Origin of the sequence: Lactococcus sp. LG606 (assembly GCF_017309645.1) — a bacterium.
In the GTDB taxonomy this organism is placed as follows: domain Bacteria; phylum Bacillota; class Bacilli; order Lactobacillales; family Streptococcaceae; genus Lactococcus; species Lactococcus petauri.
This window is the reverse complement of record NZ_CP071301.1, coordinates 1890128-1908062: the sequence shown is the minus strand read 5'-3', so window position 1 is coordinate 1908062 and position 17935 is coordinate 1890128. Positions and strand designations below refer to the sequence as shown.

The following is a 17935-nucleotide window of genomic DNA, read 5'->3' as shown; positions in this document are numbered from 1 at the left end:
TTTTTTTTGTTCTATTTTAGCCAAGAACAGCTTGAATATCTTCGGTTACTTTCTCCATAGCTTGTCCGCCATCGATTGATTTAACTAAACCAAGTTCTGTATAGTGTTTCAAGATTGGTGCTGATTCCTTGATGTTTACTTCTAGGCGATTTTTAACTGTTTCTGGAACATCATCGGCACGTTGATAAAGGTCATGTCCTCCACATACATCACATGTGCCTTCAACTTTTGTAGGTTTGAATAGTTTGTGATATGTTGCGCCACATGTACGGCAGATATAACGTCCACTTAAGCGTTCGACCAAGATATCTGGGTTTACTTCGATGTTGATGACTGCATCAAGTTTAATGCCAAGTTCTACCAACATTTTGTCCAAAGCTTCTGCTTGGTCAAATGTACGTGGATAACCATCAAGCAAGAATCCTGAAGCTTTGATGTCATCTTGTGCCAAACGTTCTTTGACGATACCGTTTGTTACTTCATCTGGAACCAATGCTCCTTTGTCGATATAAGATTTAGCAAGTTTGCCCATCTCAGTTTCATTTTTCATCGCTGCACGGAACATATCTCCTGTAGAGATGTGATTCACACCGTAATTTTTAACGATAAATTCTGCCTGTGTACCTTTACCTGCGCCTGGCAAGCCCATGATTAACAAGTTCATTCTTTTCTCCCGTTTTCTTCTTACAAGTTTTACTATAGATGCTGCAACTCTTGCTTATGAGTTTACAGACAACATAATATAAATTATACCTTAATATTTTACCGCATTTCTTACGATAAATAAAGAAAAACCTTGCCGAAGCAAGATTTTTTTAGCTTTCAATTGGATTATCCATAAATCCTTTGTAGTTTTTCTTGTAGAGATAACCTTCAAGTTGTTTAACAGCTTGAATAGCAACCTGAATCAAGATCAAGAGCGATGTTCCTCCCAAGGCAACGATTTTTGGCAATCCCCAAATATTTTGGGCAACGATTGGAAGAATCGAAATAAAGCCAAGGAAAAGTGCCCCGACTGTTGCCAGACGCATAAGTAAGCCTGAAACATATTTTTCAGTCCCTTTACCTGGACGAACAGATGGGATATATGAACCTTGTTTTTGCAGATTTTCTGCCATCTTTTCTGGATTAACTTGTACAAATGAGTAGAAGAAGGTAAAGAGAACAATCAATAAGCCATAAAGTAACATCCCAGTCCATGTATTATAAGAAAGGGCTGATTGTAAGCTATTCAGCCAGCCAACATTGTTACCTTGAGCGCGTTGTAAGAACTGTAAAATCGTTGCTGGAGCAGTTGTGATAGAACCTGCAAAGATTACTGGAATAACGCCTGCTGGGTTAACACGAAGTGGCAAGTATGAACTTGTAGGCGCCCCTTGTGTCAACTTAGTGTATTGAATCGGAACTTTACGTTCTGCTTGTTGTACAAATGTTGTGAAGTAAATAATCAATGCTGAAGCAACAACCAGAATAGCGACCATTACCCACGACATTGGAATTTGACTCGGACGAACATTTACAAACCACTCTGTATAAACTTCGTGAATGGCACTTGGAATACCTGAAACAATACCCGCAAAGATGATAACAGAAATACCAGAACCAAATCCTTTTTCATTGATTTGTTCACCCATCCATGTAACAACCATTGATCCTGTTGTCAAAATGACACCAATCATTAGGTAAGTTTGCCAGTTAGGATTTTGTACGATATTTGCCGAGCTCATAGCTTGGAAACCTGCAGTGATACCGATAGATTGAGCCATAGCCAAAACTAAAGTAATATAGCGTGTCGCTTGATTAAGCTTACGACGTCCGATTTCCCCTTGTTTTGACCACTCTACAAACTTCGGCAAAATATCCATTTGTAAAAGTTGAACGATAATTGATGCTGTGATATAAGGTGATACCCCCATAGCAAACAATGAATAGTTTTGCATGGCATTACCAGACACCAAGTTCATCATGTTCAAGAACGGTAAATCACTCAGGGCATTCAAGTTTTCAACATTGATCCCCGGTACTGTGATATGCGCACCTAATCGAAAGACAAACAGAATAAAGATGGTGAAGATAATCCGTGCTCTTACATCTTTTATTTTGAAAGCTTCCTTTAGAGTTTTGAAAAACATAATTTCCCTCTAAACTTTCTTAAATATTAACCCTATAAAATAAGCGGTTGAAAATCAACCGCCAATTGAATTATTTTGCTTCAAGAAGTTCTACAGAACCACCAGCAGCTTCAATAGCAGCTTTCGCAGCAGAAGATGCTTTAGCAACGTTAACCTTAAGGTTTTTAACTGTCAATTCGCCGTTAGCAAGAACTTTGATACCAGATTTAACATCTTTGATGATTTTAGCAGCTACAAGAGTTTCAGCTGTAACTTCAGCACCATCACCAAGACGGTTCAAAGTGTCAAGGTTTACGATTGCGTATTCTTTACGGTTTACGTTAGTAAATCCGCGTTTTGGAAGACGACGGAACAATTCTGTTTGTCCACCTTCAAAACCAGGACGTACGCCACCACCTGAACGTGATTTTTGACCTTTTTGTCCACGACCAGATGTTTTACCGTTACCAGATGAAGTACCACGACCTACACGGTTGCGAACTTTACGGCTGCCTTCAGCAGCTTTCATTTCATGAAGTTTCATGTTTTCTCCTTATTTTGTACAATGCTGCCGCCTCGCTCCACTCTAAGGAAGGATGGAGTTCAACTCGCCTGTACTTTTCTAATTTTTGGCTTTTAAACCTTTTCCATTTTACTAAATTTACTCTGAAAAAGCAAATCATTCCATAGTCTTTTCTTTTTTTAAAACAGAAAAAAGAGTATGTCTTTCATACCCTTTTTTAGTTTATTTTGCTGGAACTTCAATTTTTCCTGAAACAATATCAGCTTTTGCTGCTTCAACTGCTTTCCAAGCTTCATCTGAAGCATTATCTCGAGCAAGTGTTACACCGCCGTTAGAAAGATCATACTTGAGGTTTTCACCACCAGGGAATTTCCCTTTTTCTGTTCTATTGGCAATATCTTTAACTGCGTTTCCAACTTCTTTAACTGTTGAAACAAGGACAAAGTTTGATTTTTTTCCATCTTTTGATGTATACCCACCTAAATATTCTTGGTCCTGGTCAACACCAACAACCCATACTTTATCTTCTTCTTTTCTTGTTTCATTCAAATTCTTAGCTTCTGTGAACAAACCTGTTCCGACACTACCTGCTGCTTGATAAATCACATCTGCACCACTAGCGTACATTGCTGAAGCCATTGTTTTACCTTTGCCGGCATCTGTGAAGGACTGCGCATATTGTACATCAACTTTGATATCTGGTGATACTGATTTGGCACCCGCTGTAAAGCCTGTTTCAAAAGCGGCAAGAACATCTGACTTGATCCCACCGATGAAACCAACATGATTTGTTTTACTTGTTTTTGCTGCTGCTACACCTGCAAGGTAAGCTGACTGTTGATCCGCAAAAGTTGCAGAGACCACATTGTCTTTACCTTCGATGACCGAATCGATAACAGCAAATTTTGTATCAGGATTGTTTTGTGCGGCTTGAGAAGTTGCTTCGTGCAAAACAAAGCCAATGCTGAACACAAGATCATAACCACCTGAAACGGCCGAATTAAAGTTTGAAGTGAATTCAGCTGGAGAGTTAGATTGGAAGTAGTTAATTCCCTTTCCTTTTGAAAGCCCGTTATCTTTACCCCAAGCTTGAAGACCTTCCCAAGCTGATTGGTTAAATGAGCGATCATCAACCCCATCATTACCTAAAACTAAGGCTGCATTAAGGTCTGTTTTTCCTTGCGATCTTTCTGTATTGCGTCCTCCGCAACCTGCAAGTACAATTACTGATGCAAGTGCTACTGTCGCAAGTGCAAAAATTCGTTTGTTCATTCTTCTCTTCCTTTCACATTTAAAAACAATTATACCTTAAAATTTAATGTACATTTTTACTTATTTAATTCGACATCTTGAAAATTTTTACAATTTCCTCAGAAAAAAAGTCCAGATAATCTGAACTTTTTTAATTACTATTTAACTTCTTCAATTGTTACCAAGTGTGAAATTGAGTTAGCCATGCCGCGAAGTGCTGCATTGTCTTCTTTCACAACTGATGAACCAAGTTTACCAAGGCCAAGTGCAACAACAGTTTTACGTTGTGCAGGGATACGGCCGATTGGTGATTTTACCAATGTAATTTTGATTTGAGCCATGATATCCTCCTTATGCCAAATCGCTTACTGATTTACCGCGGAGTTCCGCAACTTCTTCAGCGCGTTTCAATTGTTGCAAACCTTCAACTGTTGCGCGAACAACGTTGATTGCTGTGTTTGAACCTAATGATTTAGATGTTACGTCAGCAACACCTGCGAGTTCGAGGACGGCACGAACGGCACCACCTGCGGCAACTCCAGAACCTTCTACAGCTGGTTTGATAAGGATTTTACCACCGCCGAATACACCAAGTACTTCGTGAGGTACAGTAGTTCCTACCATAGGAACTGTCACGATGTTTTTCTTAGCTGCTTCGATAGCTTTACGGATTGCTTCTGGAACTTCTTGAGCTTTACCAGTACCGAAACCTACGCGACCGTTACGGTCACCAACTACAACAAGTGCAGCAAAGCGGAGACGACGTCCACCTTTAACAACTTTAGTAACGCGGTTGATTCCAACAACGCGTTCTTCGAATTCTTTAACTTCTTCGTTTCTAGCCATTTTAATGATTACCCCTTTCCTTAGAATTTCAATCCAGCTTCACGTGCAGCTTCTGCAAGTGCTTGGATACGTCCGTGATAGAGATAACCACCGCGGTCAAATACAACTGCTTCGATGCCTTTAGCTTTAGCAGCTTCAGCAACAAGTTTACCAACTTCAGCAGCTTGTTCTGTTTTAGTACCAGTCAATTTGAGTGATGATGCAGATGCAAGTGTTACAGCTGCTTCGTCATCAATAACTTGTGCATAGATGTTTGTGTTTGAACGGAAAACGTTCAAACGTGGAGTCTCAGCAGTACCTGAGATTTTTCCGCGAACGCGAATGTGGCGTTTTTGACGGAGTTTGTTTTTATCTGGTTTAGAAATCACAATTCTACCTCTTTAAATATTTTATATTTCGATAGTTTCTGCCATCGATTTTCTTGCAAAAAATGCAAGCGGGAAGTTTCTGTCTGTACAGAATTTTGGCAAACTTACATTCACCAAATGACGGATCATAATCTCAAAGAGATTATTTACCAGTTTTACCTTCTTTACGACGTACGAATTCGCCAACGTAACGAATACCTTTACCTTTATAAGGTTCTGGTGAACGACGGCTACGGATGTAAGCAGCTGTTTGACCAACAACTTCTTTATCTGAACCTGAAACGTTGATGTGTGTAGCATCTGGAACTTCGAAAGTGATTCCTGCTGGAGCTTCGATTTCGTCTGGGTGAGATTTACCAACAGCCAATACAAGTTTTGAACCTTGAAGTTGTGCACGGTAACCAACCCCGATCATTTCGAGTTCTTTACGGAAACCTTCGCTAACACCAACAACCATGTTGTTGAAGTTTGCACGAGTTGTTCCGTGGATAGTTTTCATTTCTTTAGAATCATCTGGACGTTTGAATGTTACTTCAGAACCATTGATTTCCATTGTGATTGCTTCTGCAAATGTACGAGTCAATTCGCCTTTAGGGCCTTTAACTGTTACTGTTGCGCCATTTTGTTCAACTGTTACACCAGCTGGCAAAACAACGACTTTATTACCAATACGTGACATGTTTTTTTACCTTTTCTGTTAAATTATCAAGAGTATTTCTACTACCTGTTTTCACAATTATAATACTTTCAGCTTACGGGTAAAGGATTACCAGATGTAAGCAAGAACTTCACCACCGATGTTCTTAGAACGTGCAGCTTTGTCAGTTACAACGCCTTCAGAAGTTGAGATGATTGCTGTACCAAGTCCGTTAAGTACGCGTGGTACTTCGTCAGATTTAACGTAAACACGGAGACCTGGTTTAGAGATACGTTTCAAGTTAGTGATAACTTTTTCGTTGTTTTTTCCGTATTTCAAGAATACACGGATAACACCTTGTTTGTTATCTTCAACGTACTCAACGTCTTTCACATAACCTTCAGCTTTGAGGATTTCTGCGATTTCACGTTTGATTTTTGAAGCAGGTGCTTCAACAACTTCGAAACGACGCATGTTTCCGTTACGGATACGTGTGAGGAAGTCTGCAATTGGGTCTGTCATTACCATAATGTAATTTCTCCTTATTTGTAGTTTGGGTTTGTTCAATCCCACTTTCAAATTAATGAGGTCTTTTTAAAAAGACCGAACTTATATAGTTTATCAAATTATTTCTCTCGTGTCAATAGGCTCGGGTGTTTCTTCCTCCATTTAATTTTTGAAAGATAAAAAACACAGCTTCTAAAATATAGCTGTGTTTTCTCATTAATAAAGATATCTCGATTAAAGAGTTATTCTTCTTTCTCTTCCGTTTTTTCCTGAAGAACCGAGGTTTTGGAAAAAGAAAATATTTTAAAGACAAGGAAACTTAATAAGATCAAAATAATAAGAATTTCCATCATCTATTCTCCATTTTCTAACCTCTGCATAGTATTTAAAGCTTCTTGCCAGGTTGGCACTGAAAAACCAATAGCTTCTGTTTTCTTTATACTCAATGTGGAATTGTAAGGGCGTTTCACATTTGATGCAAGCTCTACTGTAGCAAGGGGTAAAAGCTTGACTTCTTCTTGGTGCAAAATATATTTTGCAAATTTAAACCAAGAAATATTTTCGGTTTCAACTTTTGCGTTGGACAGATGATAAATACCATATTTTGGTTTATGCTGTACCAAGTAAATCATAAAATCAGCTAATGTTCTAGTCCAAGTTGGGCAACCAAATTGATCATTGACCACCATAATTACTTGATCATCTTTATTCTTGGCTTTATTTTTCATAGTGGAGACAAAATTATTACCGTAGCATCCAAAAAGCCAGCTTGTACGAATAATATAATGTTTGGTAGTATTTTTCTGCACAGCATTTTCACCCAATAGTTTTGTATAACCATAGTGGGTTTGTGGGTGTGGAACATCGTCTACTTCCCATTCTTTCCCAAGCTCTAAGTTGCCGCTGAAGACATAGTCAGTAGAGACATAAAGTAATAATGCCCCCACATTCTCAGCTGCCTGTGCAATATTTTCGGTACCGACAGCATTGACCTGCTCGGCTAAATGTCGCTCTTCTTGTTCTGCTTTTTCGACTGCAGTATAGCCTGCACAAAGATAAATAATTTGTGGTTTATGACGAGAAAAATACGCATCGACTGCAACTTTATCGGTGATATCTAGCTCGTGTGACCCCGTAGCCAGATAAGGAATTTTTTCTCTATCAAACCGTAAGCAAAGTTCCCGCCCCAACAAACCATTTTTTCCTATAATCAGATTCATTCTTGACTTTCTAGTGACTGAATCACTTCACGCAACTGTTTAACGGAGTTTTTAAAAGCTTTACGTTCGTATGCATCAATATTTAATTCGATAATTTCTCTTACGCCAGTTTGATTTACGACGGATGGAACACCAGTGAAGATACCTTCTTCACCATATTGACCTTCTAGGTATGATGAAACAGGAAGAACTGCTTGTTCATTATTTAGAATGGCTTTTACTATCCTAGCCGTGCTCATTCCGATACCATAATAAGTCGCTTTTTTACGGTCAATAATTTCATAAGCGGCATTTTTCACCTTGTCTGATAAAGTTTGTAAATCGCCAACTTCTAAGCGATTGTTTTGCACGATAAATTCAAGAATTGGTTTACCACCAACCGTCGTATGCGACCATACCGCAACTTCTGAATCCCCATGTTCACCAATAATATAACCGTGGATACTTCGAGGATCCATCTCAAGTTTTGTCGCGAGTTCTTTACGAAAACGTGTCGTATCTAAGGTTGTTCCCGTTCCTACAACCCTAGAAGCTGGTAGACCTGAGGCTTTCCAGGCACAGTAAGTCAGAACATCTACAGGGTTAGAGGCAATAACAAAGACGCCATCAAAACCAGACTTCATTACCTCATCCACAATAGATTTCATTATTTTAGCATTTGTATCTACAAGTTCTAACCGTGTTTGCCCTGGTTTTTGATTAATCCCTGCTGTAATGACAACTACGTTTGCATCTTTACATTCTTCATAACCGCCAGATTTGACATTTACATTTTCTTGTCCCCAAGCAATTCCGTCAAGGAGGTCCAAAGCTTCGCCCTCAGCTTTTTCCTGATTCACATCAATCAGCACAAGGTCATTAACAATTCCTTGATTAATCATCGAATAAGCAATGCTTGTTCCGACAAATCCTGTTCCAACAACGACTACTTTTCTATTTGTTACTTGCATATTTACACTTCCTTCTGTATTATTTCTCTATCTCTATATTAAGCCATAATTAGACATTTGTAAAATGAATTAATTTAATGATAGATATTAATTTATTTAATTAAATTTGGCGTTTATACTGATGTAGAAAAATACTGCTCATCCGATAATAGCGTGGAGCAAACTGCCGAATGTTTTCAGAATGATAGCCCACTAAAAATTTATTATGATCAACAATCAAAGGTGTCTGTAACACCTCAACATTTTCGCTGAGATAAACGACTGCCTCATTAAAATGCATCTGTTGGATCTGAAGAATTTTTCGGTGCAAATCCTCTGTGCAACGCTTCGTCGACTTCACAATTTCATCAATACCATTTTCAGTTAGTCGAAGCATATATGACAAGTCTTCACAGCTCACACAATCTATCGTACATTTTCGATAAGGAATATGATGTTCATTCAGCCAATTTATCGCCTTTCTACTGGATAAACAAGAGTTGCGATAGTAGATAGTAATCATTTTTTCTCCTTTATAATGTCTGTGCTTTTTCTATAAACATTGTAGAGCTTTCTTTTTAATTTGTAAAATAAATCTATTTAATACAAAGAATTATTAAATGTAATCAAAACTTCAAATAATTAATTAATATATATAATTATAACTATCAAAAAGATTCATTTTACCTATCCTTAACTTTATAGTATACTAAGACCGTAGTTAATCACTCAATCATGTTGAAGACACCTTGAAAAGTTCTTTGGTCCTTAGAGGCCCTTTACTCAAAAAATTTATGACAAAAAACAATTACAATTCTCTTTTCAATCTGTTAAAAACTTGATTTTAAAGCAGTACTTTTCGTACTGCTTTTTTTACACTTTATAATTCAATACTTCTGCGATATGGAGGATATCTGTACTTATTTTTCGTAAATTGTTAAGAATTCGAATATCTTCAAAGTCTGATCGTAGTAAATCTCTATTGACTTGAGTAAGATTAAGAATTTCTCGCTCTAACTTTTTAATCTCATCCAGTATTGTTTCTTCTTCCTGATGTTGTTTATCTTTAAGGAATGTAAAAACTTGATCTAGCATCCTCTCTATTAATGGTACGATAGACTCCATGACTAGCTTAATGGCCAATTCATTTTTTTCCTTGTCCTCTTCCTCCTCCGAGTAATCGTAAACATTCAGTGTCAATACGATATCTTTGGTATATGCCTCAATCTGGGCCAAATAATTTATAGTTTTATATGCCCTTCCGACAGAAATAGCATATTTATCCTTTAACTCAACTGTATTAAGATTGACAAGTGCCCGATTAACCTCCTGTACCAAGTAGTTAATCAAAGTTTCATTCATAAGACTCGTGCTATTTTTTTCTCCACGTTGAATATTCATTCCTTCGGTAAAATCCTCTTGCACAAGTTCAAATGTTCTTTGAATTTCTTTAAGGATCTGCTCAACTTCAATCTCTGGTGTGCGGAGTAACCTTCGATCAATAAATTTTAGTTTCAGGTGCGCTGTATCATCTGGTGCATTTTTAACACACTTTTCCGCCAACTGAATAATAAATTTCGAAAGGGGTAACAAAATAAAAAGTGTTGCAACATTAAAAATAATATGAGCATAAACTAGTTGCAGGGCAATACTTTCAGAAGTATTCTGAATGAGGCTGACAAAGCCGAAAGGTAAAATAGTCAAAGCTGTGAAGATGAGCGCTCCAATAATATTAAACCAGACATGGACCATCGCAGCCTGCTTGGCTATTTTATTTCCACGGATTGATGCAAGAAGAGTGGTCACAACAGTCCCCACATTAAACCCATACAGAATAAATATAGCTTGATGTAAATCCACCACAATACCAGCGGCAACCATCGTCAGCAAAATACCTACTGAAGCAGTTGAACTTTGAATTAAAGCAGTAACAGCAAAACCAACCAATAAACCTACAAGAGGCATTTGCGTATGAGTAAACAGTTCCGCCATGAGAGGTGCTTCTCTTAAAGGAACCATGGATACACTCATCAGATTTAGCCCTAAAAATAAGAGTCCAAACCCTAGCAAGATCATTCCCATGTGATTGAAAGCCTTACGTTTCATAAACAGCGTGGCAATCGTGCCTATAAAAATGACAAAGGGAACAATGTCTTGAATATTAAATGTAAATAAAATGCCTGTTATGGTCGTTCCAGCATTGGCCCCCATAATAATTCCTGCAGCCTGGCTCAAATTCATCAATGACGAATCAATAAATCCTAAAACCATAACTGTTGTCGCTGTAGAACTCTGAATGACCGCGGTGATGATAAAACCTAAAAAAGCGCCGAACCATTTATTACGTGTCAAACGCTGTAAGATCTTTTTCAGTTGAGAACCGGCAATCAAGCTTAAACCATCACTCATCAAGCTCATACCGTATAAGAAAAGGCCCAAACCGCCTAATAAGAAAAAAATGTCGTAGATGGTCATCACAAAATCTCCAGATTGCATTCATGTTTTTATTTATTTTTCACTTATATTTAAGTATATCTTATTTTAATTTCATTAAGAAATAATATTGTAACAAAAATGTTTTTGAAAACAAAAAAACTTCCTCAAATGAGAAAGTGTTTTTTTCTGTTAGAACCACAATCCCCCGTGGAGATTGCATGGGCAATAAGCTAAACTTCTGAAATGCCCTTTTTATATCAATTTCAAATTACCAAGATGCTTTCTTAACGCCTGGAAGTTGACCTTTGTAAGCCAACTCACGAAGACAGATACGGCAAAGTTTAAATTTGCGGTAAACTGAATGTGGGCGTCCGCAGCGTTCGCAACGAGTGTAGGCTTGCGTTGAGAATTTTGCAGGGCGTTGGTTTTTAACAACCATAGATTTCTTAGCCATTAGTTATTCTCCTATCCTATTATTTAGCAAACGGCATGCCAAGTTTAGCAAGCAATTCATGTGATTCTTCGTCAGTGTTCGCAGTTGTTACGATAACAACATCCAAACCACGTACTTTATCAACATCATCGTATGAGATTTCTGGGAAGATCAATTGTTCTTTCACACCAAGTGTGTAGTTTCCGCGTCCATCAAACGCTTTGTTTGATACACCGTGGAAGTCACGTACACGTGGAAGAGAAACAGTTACGAGTTTATCCAAAAATTCGTACATGCGTTCGCCACGAAGAGTTACTTTCGCACCGATAGCTTGACCTTCACGAAGACGGAAAGCCGCGATTGATTTTTTAGCTTTAGTAATCAACGGTTTTTGACCAGAGATCAAAGCCAATTCAGCAACGGCTTTGTCAAGGTTTTTAGAGTTGCTTACTGCATCCCCAACACCCATGTTAAGCACGATTTTTTCAACTTTTGGCACTGCCATAATTGAAGTGTAACCGAATTTTTCAGTCAATGCTGGTACTACTTCGTTAGAGTATTTTTCTTTTAAACGATTAGTCATATTCTTTCTCCTTCCCGTCTTAGTCTAGGACTTCGCCTGATTTTTTGTTGAAACGAACTTTTTTGCCGTCAACTTCTTTATAACCAACACGACCAGCTACACCGTTTTTGTCGAGCACTTGTACGTTAGAAACGTGGATAGGTGCTTCGATTTCAAGGATAGCGCCGTTTGGATTAACAGCGTCTGGTTTTTGGTGTTTCTTCATGATAGCAACACCTTCAACGATGACTTTGTTCATTTTTGGCAAAGCTTTAATCACTTTACCTGTTGTACCGCGGTCTTTACCTGCGATAACTTTTACAGTATCTCCAGTTTTTACAAACATTTGATATTCCTTTCTTACGCCCTCTGGGCACCCTACATGTAGGGGACTATTTCTATCTATGATAGAAGTGGATTTATAAATGTGGAATAAAATTCCTTTTGTTGATTTTGACATCAATAGCGGGATACTCTCCCGCTATTTCGACATCCTCTAAATATTAGAGAACCTCAGGTGCCAAAGAAACAATCTTCATGTAACCAGCTTCGCGAAGTTCACGAGCTACTGGGCCAAAGATACGTGTTCCTTTAGGTGTTTTATCGTCACGGATAATAACTGCTGCATTTTCGTCAAATTTGATGTAAGATCCATCAGGACGTTTAGCACCAGATTTAGTACGAACGATAACAGCTTTAACAACTTCACCTTTTTTAACAGCTCCACCAGGGGCAGCTGATTTTACTGTAGCTACGATAACATCACCAATACCAGCGAATTTACGGCTTGAACCACCGAGTACACGGATAGTCAAGATTTCTTTGGCACCAGAGTTATCTGCAACTTTCAAACGGCTTTCTGTTTGAATCATGCTTTTTTCCTCCTAGTTAGCTTAGATAATTACAGCTTCTTCAACGATTTCGATCAAGCGGAAACGTTTGTCTTTTGAAAGAGGACGAGTTTCCATGATACGTACGATATCACCAGTTTTGGCAGTATTGTTTTCGTCATGAGCTTTGTATTTTTTAGAGTAGTTAATGCGTTTACCATAGACTGGGTGGTTACGTTTAGTTTCTACGACAACTGTGATAGTTTTATCCATTTTGTCTGAAACCACGCGGCCTTGATAAACTTTACGTTGATTACGTTCCATTTATGTATTTCTCCCGATCTATTTAGTCAATTCGCGTTGCACAGTTTTAACACGTGCAATTGTTTTCTTCACTTCGTCAAGTTTCGCTGTGTTTTCGAGACGACCAGCTGCAGCTTGGAAACGAAGTTCAAACAATTCTTTTTTCAATTCAGCTTCGCGTGTAGCCAATTCGTCGATTGACAAAGCGCGGAGATCCTTGAGAAGTGATTTTGTTTCGTTCAATTTCATTCTGCGTCACCTCGTTTTACAAATTTAGTCTTGACTGGAAGTTTGTGAGATGCAAGACGCAAAGCTTCACGTGCTACTTCTTCACTTACACCAGCAATTTCAAACATGATTTTACCACGTTTAACTGGTGATACCCAACCTTCAGGAGCACCTTTCCCTGAACCCATACGCACACCAATAGCTTTGGCTGTGTAAGATTTATGAGGGAAGATTTTAATCCAAACTTGACCGTTACGTTTCATGTAACGAGTCATAGCAATACGGGCTGCTTCGATTTGACGGTTAGTGATCCAGTGAGAAGTAGTCGCTTGAAGACCAAATTCACCGAATGCGATTTCTTTACCGCCTTTAGCTTCGCCACGCATTTTACCGCGGAATTCACGACGGTGTTTTACACGTTTTGGTACTAACATGGATTAATTTTCTCCTTTCACAGATTTTTTAGTTGGGAGAACTTCACCACGGTAGATCCAAACTTTAACGCCGAGTTTACCGTAAGTAGTGTCTGCTTCTTCCCAAGCATAGTCGATATCCGCACGCAATGTGTGGAGTGGAACTGTACCTTCAGAGTATCCTTCTGCACGGGCGATGTCCGCACCGTTCAAACGACCAGATACTTGAGTTTTGATACCTTTAGCTCCTGCACGCATAGCACGTTGGATAGCTTGTTTTTGAGCACGACGGAAAGCGATACGTGCTTCAAGTTGTTTAGCAATTCCTTCACCAACTAAGTGAGCATCCAAGTCAGGACGTTTGATCTCAACGATGTTGATGTGAACTTGTTTACCAGTGAGTTTGTTGAGGTCTGCACGAAGTGCATCAACGTTAGCACCAGATTTACCGATAACCATACCTGGTTTTGCAGTGTGCAAAGTAACGATAACTTTGTTTACAGCACGTTCAGTTTCAATAAGTGAAACTGAAGCATCAGCAAGTTTTGTTTGAACGAGTTGGCGAATTGCCAAATCTTCGTGAAGGTAATCCGCATATTCTTTCTCAGCATACCATTTGGCATCCCAGTCGCGAATAACGCCAACACGCATACCAATTGGATGAATTTTTTGACCCACGATTTTACCTCCTTATTCTTTCTCAGCCACTACTACTGTAATGTGGCTAGTACGTTTGTTGATTGGTGAAGCTGAACCTTTCGCACGTGGACGGAAACGTTTCATTGTTGGTCCTTCGTTGACGAAAGTTTCGCTAACTACCAAGTTAGCTTTTTCAAGACCAAAGTTATTTTCTGCATTAGCGATAGCTGAGTTCATTACTTTAAGAACTTCTGCAGCACCTTTAGTCGGTGTGAATTTCAAGATTGCGATTGCATCCGCAACACGTTTACCACGAATCAAGTCTGTAACAAGACGAGTTTTACGAGGTGAAACGCGAACTGTTTTTGCAGTTGCTTTAGCTGAAGTGATTTCTGCCATTTTGTTCTCCTCCTATTAACGTCTAGTTTTCTTGTCGTCAGCAGCGTGACCACGGTATGTACGAGTTGGTGCAAATTCACCTAATTTGTGTCCAACCATATCTTCTTGAACATAAACGGGAACGTGTTTGCGACCATCGTAAACAGCAATTGTAAGTCCTACAAAGTTAGGGTAGATTGTAGAACGGCGTGACCAAGTTTTGATCACTGATTTCTTTTCGGCGTTTTCTTGAGCTTCGACTTTTTTCATCAAATGCTCGTCAGCGAAAGGCCCCTTCTTAAGACTACGACTCATGTTTTTGAGTTCTCCTTTAAATTTGATACCACGCTGGCTACTAGGGCCAGGTTGGCGGATGATTTATATAGATATCTTCTCGACATCTTACTAAAGTTGACAAGATTTATCAATTTTAGCAAGACGCCGAGAAGGCATCTCAATAAAATATCTTACGCACAGATACAAACTTAACTTTTTTAACAAAAGTAAAGCTTGCCTTATGCTGCAAAATTATTTATCGTTGATACGTTTAACAATAAGTTTGTTAGAACGTGCGTTTTTATTACGTGTTTTGAGACCAAGAGCTGGTTTGCCCCATGGAGTCATTGGTGATTTACGACCAACAGGTTGTTTACCTTCACCACCACCGTGTGGGTGATCATTCGGGTTCATTACAGAACCACGAACTGTTGGACGGATACCACGCCAACGTGTACGACCCGCTTTACCATAGTTGATCAAGTTGTGTTGTTCGTTACCAACTGTACCAACTGTAGCACGACAAGATGAAAGAATCATACGCATTTCGCCTGATTGAAGACGAACGAGTGTATATTTACCTTCTGTACCAAGTACTTGTGCAGATGTACCAGCTGAACGTACGAGTTGTCCACCTTTACCAGGTTTCATCTCGATGTTGTGGATCAAAGTACCAACTGGAATGTTAGCAAGTGGCAATGCGTTACCAACTTTGATATCTGATTCAGGACCAGATACAACTGTCATACCAACTTCAAGACCTTTAGGTGCAAGAATGTATGATTTGATACCATTTTCGTATACGATAAGGGCAATATTAGCTGAACGGTTTGGATCGTATTCGATTGTAGCAACTTTAGCTTTTACGTTATCAGTTGTACGTTTGAAGTCGATCAAACGGTATTTACGTTTGTGTCCGCCACCGTGGTGACGTACTGTAATGCGGCCAAGGTTGTTACGACCAGCGTTTTTGCTAAGACTTACAAGCAAGCTCTTTTCAGGAGTACTTGTAGTGATTTCTGCAAAATCGCTACCAGTCATGTTACGACGACCGTTTGTGGTAGGTTTGTAAACTTTAATTCCCACGATTTTCCTCCTCTATTATTCTGCGTCTTCGCCGAAGATATCAATAGATTTTGAACCTTCAGTCAAAGTGATAATTGCTTTTTTGTAGCCAGGTTTGAAACCTGTGTAACGACCAACACGTTTAGCTTTAGGCTTAACGCTGATTGTGTTTACAGATGCAACTTGAACACCTTCAAATGCTGCTTCAACAGCTTGTTTGATAAGGAGTTTGTGTGCGCGAGCATCTACTTCAAAAGTGTATTTCTTTTGATCCATTGCTTGCATAGAAGCTTCTGTAATAATTGGTTTACGGATTACGTCATAAAGAGACATTATGCAAGAACCTCCTCAATTTGAGACAGAGCTGCTTGAGTAGCAAGAACTTTGTCAGTGTTTACAAGATCAAGTACGCTTACTGAGCTAGCAGTTGATACTTTCACGTTTTTAAGGTTACGAGCAGAGAGTTCTGCGAATTCGTTACCTTCGTTAGGAAGAACAACAAGCACTTTACGTTCGATTGAAAGAGCTTCAAGAACTTTAGCGAATTCGCTAGTTTTTGGTGCTGAGAAGTTCAACTCGTCAACAGCCAAGAGTGTGTTGTCGATAACTTTTTGTGAGTAAGCTGATTTAAGAGCCAACTGACGTACTTTTTGTGGAAGTTTGTAAGCATAGCTACGTGGGTTAGGACCGAAGACAGTACCACCACCACGGAATTGTGGTGAGCGGATTGAACCTTGACGGGCACGTCCAGTTCCTTTTTGACGCCATGGTTTTTTACCGCCACCAGATACGAGTGAACGGTTTTTATGAGCGTGTGTACCTTGACGGAGGCTAGCACGTTGTGAAAGAACGACATCAAATACTACAGTTTCGTTTGGTTCGATACCAAACACTGCATCGTTAAGTGTTACTTCACCAGCTTGTGTGCCGTCTTGTTTAAATAATGATACTTTTGCCATTATAATCTATCTCCTTTCCTTATTATTTAGATTTGATCGCTGATTTAATAACGATCAATGATTTTTTAGATCCAGGTACGTTACCTTTTACAAGGATAACGTTTTGTTCTGGAAGTACTTGTGCGATAACAAGGTTTTGTACAGTAACTTTTTTGTTACCCATACGTCCCGCAAGGCGTTTACCTTTAGGAACTTTGTTAGCCGCAACAGGACCCATTGAACCAGGACGACGGTGGTAACGTGAACCGTGAGCCATTGGCCCGCGTGATTGACCCCAACGTTTGATTGGTCCTTGGAAACCTTTACCTTTAGAAGTACCGGTAACATCAACGACATCTCCAGCTTCGAAAGTATCAACTTTAATTTCTGATCCAACTTCTAAGCCTTCGATTCCTTTGAATTCACGAATGAAGCGCTTAGGAGCTGTGTTAGCTTTAGCTACATGACCTTTGGCAGGTTTGTTAGACAAAACTTCACGTTTGTCATCGAAACCAACTTGAACAGCTTCATAACCGTCTGTATCGACAGTTTTAGTTTGAAGCACAACGTTCGGAGTTGCTTCGATCACAGTTACGGGGATTAATTCACCGTTGTCTGTGAAGATTTGAGTCATTCCCACTTTTTTCCCTAAGATTCCTTTTGACATGAGAATTACCTTTCTTATAATTTAATTTCGATGTTTACGCCACTTGGAAGATCAAGTTTCATCAATGAATCAACAGTTTTTTGTGTTGGTTCGATGATGTCGATCAAACGTTTGTGTGTACGCATTTCAAATTGTTCGCGAGAGTCTTTGTATTTGTGAGTCGCGCGGATAACTGTGTAGACGCTACGGTCAGTTGGAAGTGGGATTGGACCACTTACTTCTGCGTTTGTACGTTTTGCAGTTTCTACAATTTTTTCAGCAGCAGCGTCAAGGATACGGTGTTCGTATGCTTTGAGGCGGATACGGATTTTTTTAGTTGCCATTTTTTCTCCTTCGTCTATTTGTTAATAGGCTAGCTCAGCGGGAAAACCGACA

The 17935-nt window shown here is 39.1% G+C and carries 28 protein-coding genes; all 28 read right to left on the bottom strand.

Translation table 11 applies throughout. The features are described from left to right. Window positions 1–16 precede the first annotated feature (16 nt). The 28 genes from J0J35_RS09470 to rpsJ all read right to left on the bottom strand — a co-directional run bounded on the left by J0J35_RS09470 (window position 17) and on the right by rpsJ (window position 17883). Complete coding sequence (locus J0J35_RS09470; protein WP_003133767.1) at window positions 17–664, bottom strand: adenylate kinase; 648 nt, start codon at window positions 662–664, stop codon at window positions 17–19. A gap of 151 nt (window positions 665–815) precedes the next feature. After that, a complete protein-coding gene (gene secY, locus J0J35_RS09465; protein ID WP_019291430.1) occupies window positions 816–2132 on the bottom strand; it encodes a preprotein translocase subunit SecY in 1317 nt (438 codons plus the stop codon). Window positions 2133–2202: 70 nt separating this feature from the next. Further along, on the bottom strand, window positions 2203–2655 hold the full coding sequence (gene rplO / locus J0J35_RS09460; protein ID WP_003133763.1) for a 50S ribosomal protein L15: 453 nt from the start codon (window positions 2653–2655) through the stop codon (window positions 2203–2205). A gap of 201 nt (window positions 2656–2856) precedes the next feature. After that, the gene (locus tag J0J35_RS09455) at window positions 2857–3906 is read right to left on the bottom strand and encodes a BMP family protein (RefSeq protein WP_003133762.1); all 1050 of its coding nucleotides are present in this window, start codon (window positions 3904–3906) and stop codon (window positions 2857–2859) included. Window positions 3907–4043: 137 nt separating this feature from the next. After that, entirely contained in the window at window positions 4044–4226 is a 183-nt protein-coding gene (gene rpmD / locus J0J35_RS09450; RefSeq protein ID WP_003134512.1) for a 50S ribosomal protein L30, read from the bottom strand. A gap of 10 nt (window positions 4227–4236) precedes the next feature. Further along, window positions 4237–4731: a 30S ribosomal protein S5 gene (gene rpsE / locus J0J35_RS09445; protein WP_003133760.1), complete on the bottom strand. Its 495-nt coding sequence runs from the start codon at window positions 4729–4731 to the stop codon at window positions 4237–4239. A 20-nt stretch (window positions 4732–4751) separates the two neighbouring features. Further along, on the bottom strand, window positions 4752–5099 hold the full coding sequence (gene rplR, locus J0J35_RS09440) for a 50S ribosomal protein L18 (RefSeq protein ID WP_003133759.1): 348 nt from the start codon (window positions 5097–5099) through the stop codon (window positions 4752–4754). A 142-nt stretch (window positions 5100–5241) separates the two neighbouring features. Further along, on the bottom strand, window positions 5242–5778 hold the full coding sequence (gene rplF / locus J0J35_RS09435; protein WP_019291431.1) for a 50S ribosomal protein L6: 537 nt from the start codon (window positions 5776–5778) through the stop codon (window positions 5242–5244). Between the two features lie 87 nt (window positions 5779–5865). Continuing rightward, window positions 5866–6264 carry a 30S ribosomal protein S8 gene (gene rpsH, locus J0J35_RS09430; RefSeq protein WP_003133755.1) on the bottom strand — a complete coding sequence of 133 codons (399 nt, stop codon included), beginning with the start codon at window positions 6262–6264 and terminating at the stop codon, window positions 5866–5868. 332 nt (window positions 6265–6596) lie between these two features. Continuing rightward, the gene (rfbD, locus tag J0J35_RS09425; protein ID WP_206916733.1) at window positions 6597–7463 is read right to left on the bottom strand and encodes a dTDP-4-dehydrorhamnose reductase; all 867 of its coding nucleotides are present in this window, start codon (window positions 7461–7463) and stop codon (window positions 6597–6599) included. Further along, entirely contained in the window at window positions 7460–8413 is a 954-nt protein-coding gene (locus tag J0J35_RS09420; protein WP_019291434.1) for an L-lactate dehydrogenase, read from the bottom strand. Before J0J35_RS09420 ends, rfbD begins: the two co-directional genes overlap by 4 nt. Before the next feature lie 100 nt (window positions 8414–8513). After that, complete coding sequence (locus tag J0J35_RS09415) at window positions 8514–8915, bottom strand: ArsC/Spx/MgsR family protein (RefSeq protein ID WP_019335992.1); 402 nt, start codon at window positions 8913–8915, stop codon at window positions 8514–8516. Window positions 8916–9265: 350 nt separating this feature from the next. Further along, complete coding sequence (locus tag J0J35_RS09410; protein ID WP_206916730.1) at window positions 9266–10867, bottom strand: Na/Pi cotransporter family protein; 1602 nt, start codon at window positions 10865–10867, stop codon at window positions 9266–9268. 229 nt (window positions 10868–11096) lie between these two features. After that, on the bottom strand, window positions 11097–11282 hold the full coding sequence (locus J0J35_RS09405) for a type Z 30S ribosomal protein S14 (RefSeq protein ID WP_003129946.1): 186 nt from the start codon (window positions 11280–11282) through the stop codon (window positions 11097–11099). Between the two features lie 19 nt (window positions 11283–11301). Further along, window positions 11302–11844, bottom strand: coding sequence for a 50S ribosomal protein L5 (rplE, locus tag J0J35_RS09400; RefSeq protein WP_003133751.1), 543 nt, complete (start codon window positions 11842–11844; stop codon window positions 11302–11304). A 19-nt stretch (window positions 11845–11863) separates the two neighbouring features. Beyond that, window positions 11864–12169: a 50S ribosomal protein L24 gene (gene rplX, locus J0J35_RS09395; RefSeq protein ID WP_003133750.1), complete on the bottom strand. Its 306-nt coding sequence runs from the start codon at window positions 12167–12169 to the stop codon at window positions 11864–11866. A gap of 157 nt (window positions 12170–12326) precedes the next feature. Further along, on the bottom strand, window positions 12327–12695 hold the full coding sequence (gene rplN / locus J0J35_RS09390; RefSeq protein ID WP_003133749.1) for a 50S ribosomal protein L14: 369 nt from the start codon (window positions 12693–12695) through the stop codon (window positions 12327–12329). A gap of 21 nt (window positions 12696–12716) precedes the next feature. Then, window positions 12717–12977, bottom strand: a complete 261-nt coding sequence (rpsQ, locus tag J0J35_RS09385) for a 30S ribosomal protein S17 (protein ID WP_003133748.1) — start codon at window positions 12975–12977, stop codon at window positions 12717–12719. Between the two features lie 18 nt (window positions 12978–12995). Next, a complete protein-coding gene (gene rpmC, locus J0J35_RS09380; RefSeq protein WP_003133747.1) occupies window positions 12996–13205 on the bottom strand; it encodes a 50S ribosomal protein L29 in 210 nt (69 codons plus the stop codon). Further along, window positions 13202–13618 (bottom strand): 50S ribosomal protein L16, encoded by a 417-nt coding sequence (gene rplP / locus J0J35_RS09375; RefSeq protein ID WP_003133745.1) that lies wholly within the window; start codon window positions 13616–13618, stop codon window positions 13202–13204. Before rplP ends, rpmC begins: the two co-directional genes overlap by 4 nt. 3 nt (window positions 13619–13621) lie before the next feature. Further along, window positions 13622–14275 carry a 30S ribosomal protein S3 gene (rpsC, locus tag J0J35_RS09370; protein ID WP_003133744.1) on the bottom strand — a complete coding sequence of 218 codons (654 nt, stop codon included), beginning with the start codon at window positions 14273–14275 and terminating at the stop codon, window positions 13622–13624. Between the two features lie 12 nt (window positions 14276–14287). Then, window positions 14288–14635, bottom strand: coding sequence for a 50S ribosomal protein L22 (rplV, locus tag J0J35_RS09365; protein ID WP_003133743.1), 348 nt, complete (start codon window positions 14633–14635; stop codon window positions 14288–14290). A gap of 15 nt (window positions 14636–14650) precedes the next feature. Further along, window positions 14651–14929: a 30S ribosomal protein S19 gene (rpsS, locus tag J0J35_RS09360; protein WP_003133742.1), complete on the bottom strand. Its 279-nt coding sequence runs from the start codon at window positions 14927–14929 to the stop codon at window positions 14651–14653. A gap of 213 nt (window positions 14930–15142) precedes the next feature. Then, window positions 15143–15976, bottom strand: a complete 834-nt coding sequence (gene rplB, locus J0J35_RS09355) for a 50S ribosomal protein L2 (RefSeq protein WP_017368757.1) — start codon at window positions 15974–15976, stop codon at window positions 15143–15145. Between the two features lie 15 nt (window positions 15977–15991). Further along, complete coding sequence (locus tag J0J35_RS09350) at window positions 15992–16288, bottom strand: 50S ribosomal protein L23 (protein ID WP_003134519.1); 297 nt, start codon at window positions 16286–16288, stop codon at window positions 15992–15994. Continuing rightward, window positions 16288–16914: a 50S ribosomal protein L4 gene (rplD, locus tag J0J35_RS09345; RefSeq protein WP_003133739.1), complete on the bottom strand. Its 627-nt coding sequence runs from the start codon at window positions 16912–16914 to the stop codon at window positions 16288–16290. The genes J0J35_RS09350 and rplD overlap by 1 nt, the downstream gene beginning before the upstream one ends. A gap of 22 nt (window positions 16915–16936) precedes the next feature. Beyond that, window positions 16937–17560, bottom strand: a complete 624-nt coding sequence (rplC, locus tag J0J35_RS09340; protein ID WP_003133737.1) for a 50S ribosomal protein L3 — start codon at window positions 17558–17560, stop codon at window positions 16937–16939. 14 nt (window positions 17561–17574) lie between these two features. Continuing rightward, a complete protein-coding gene (gene rpsJ, locus J0J35_RS09335; protein ID WP_003129973.1) occupies window positions 17575–17883 on the bottom strand; it encodes a 30S ribosomal protein S10 in 309 nt (102 codons plus the stop codon). Window positions 17884–17935: the final 52 nt, after the last annotated feature.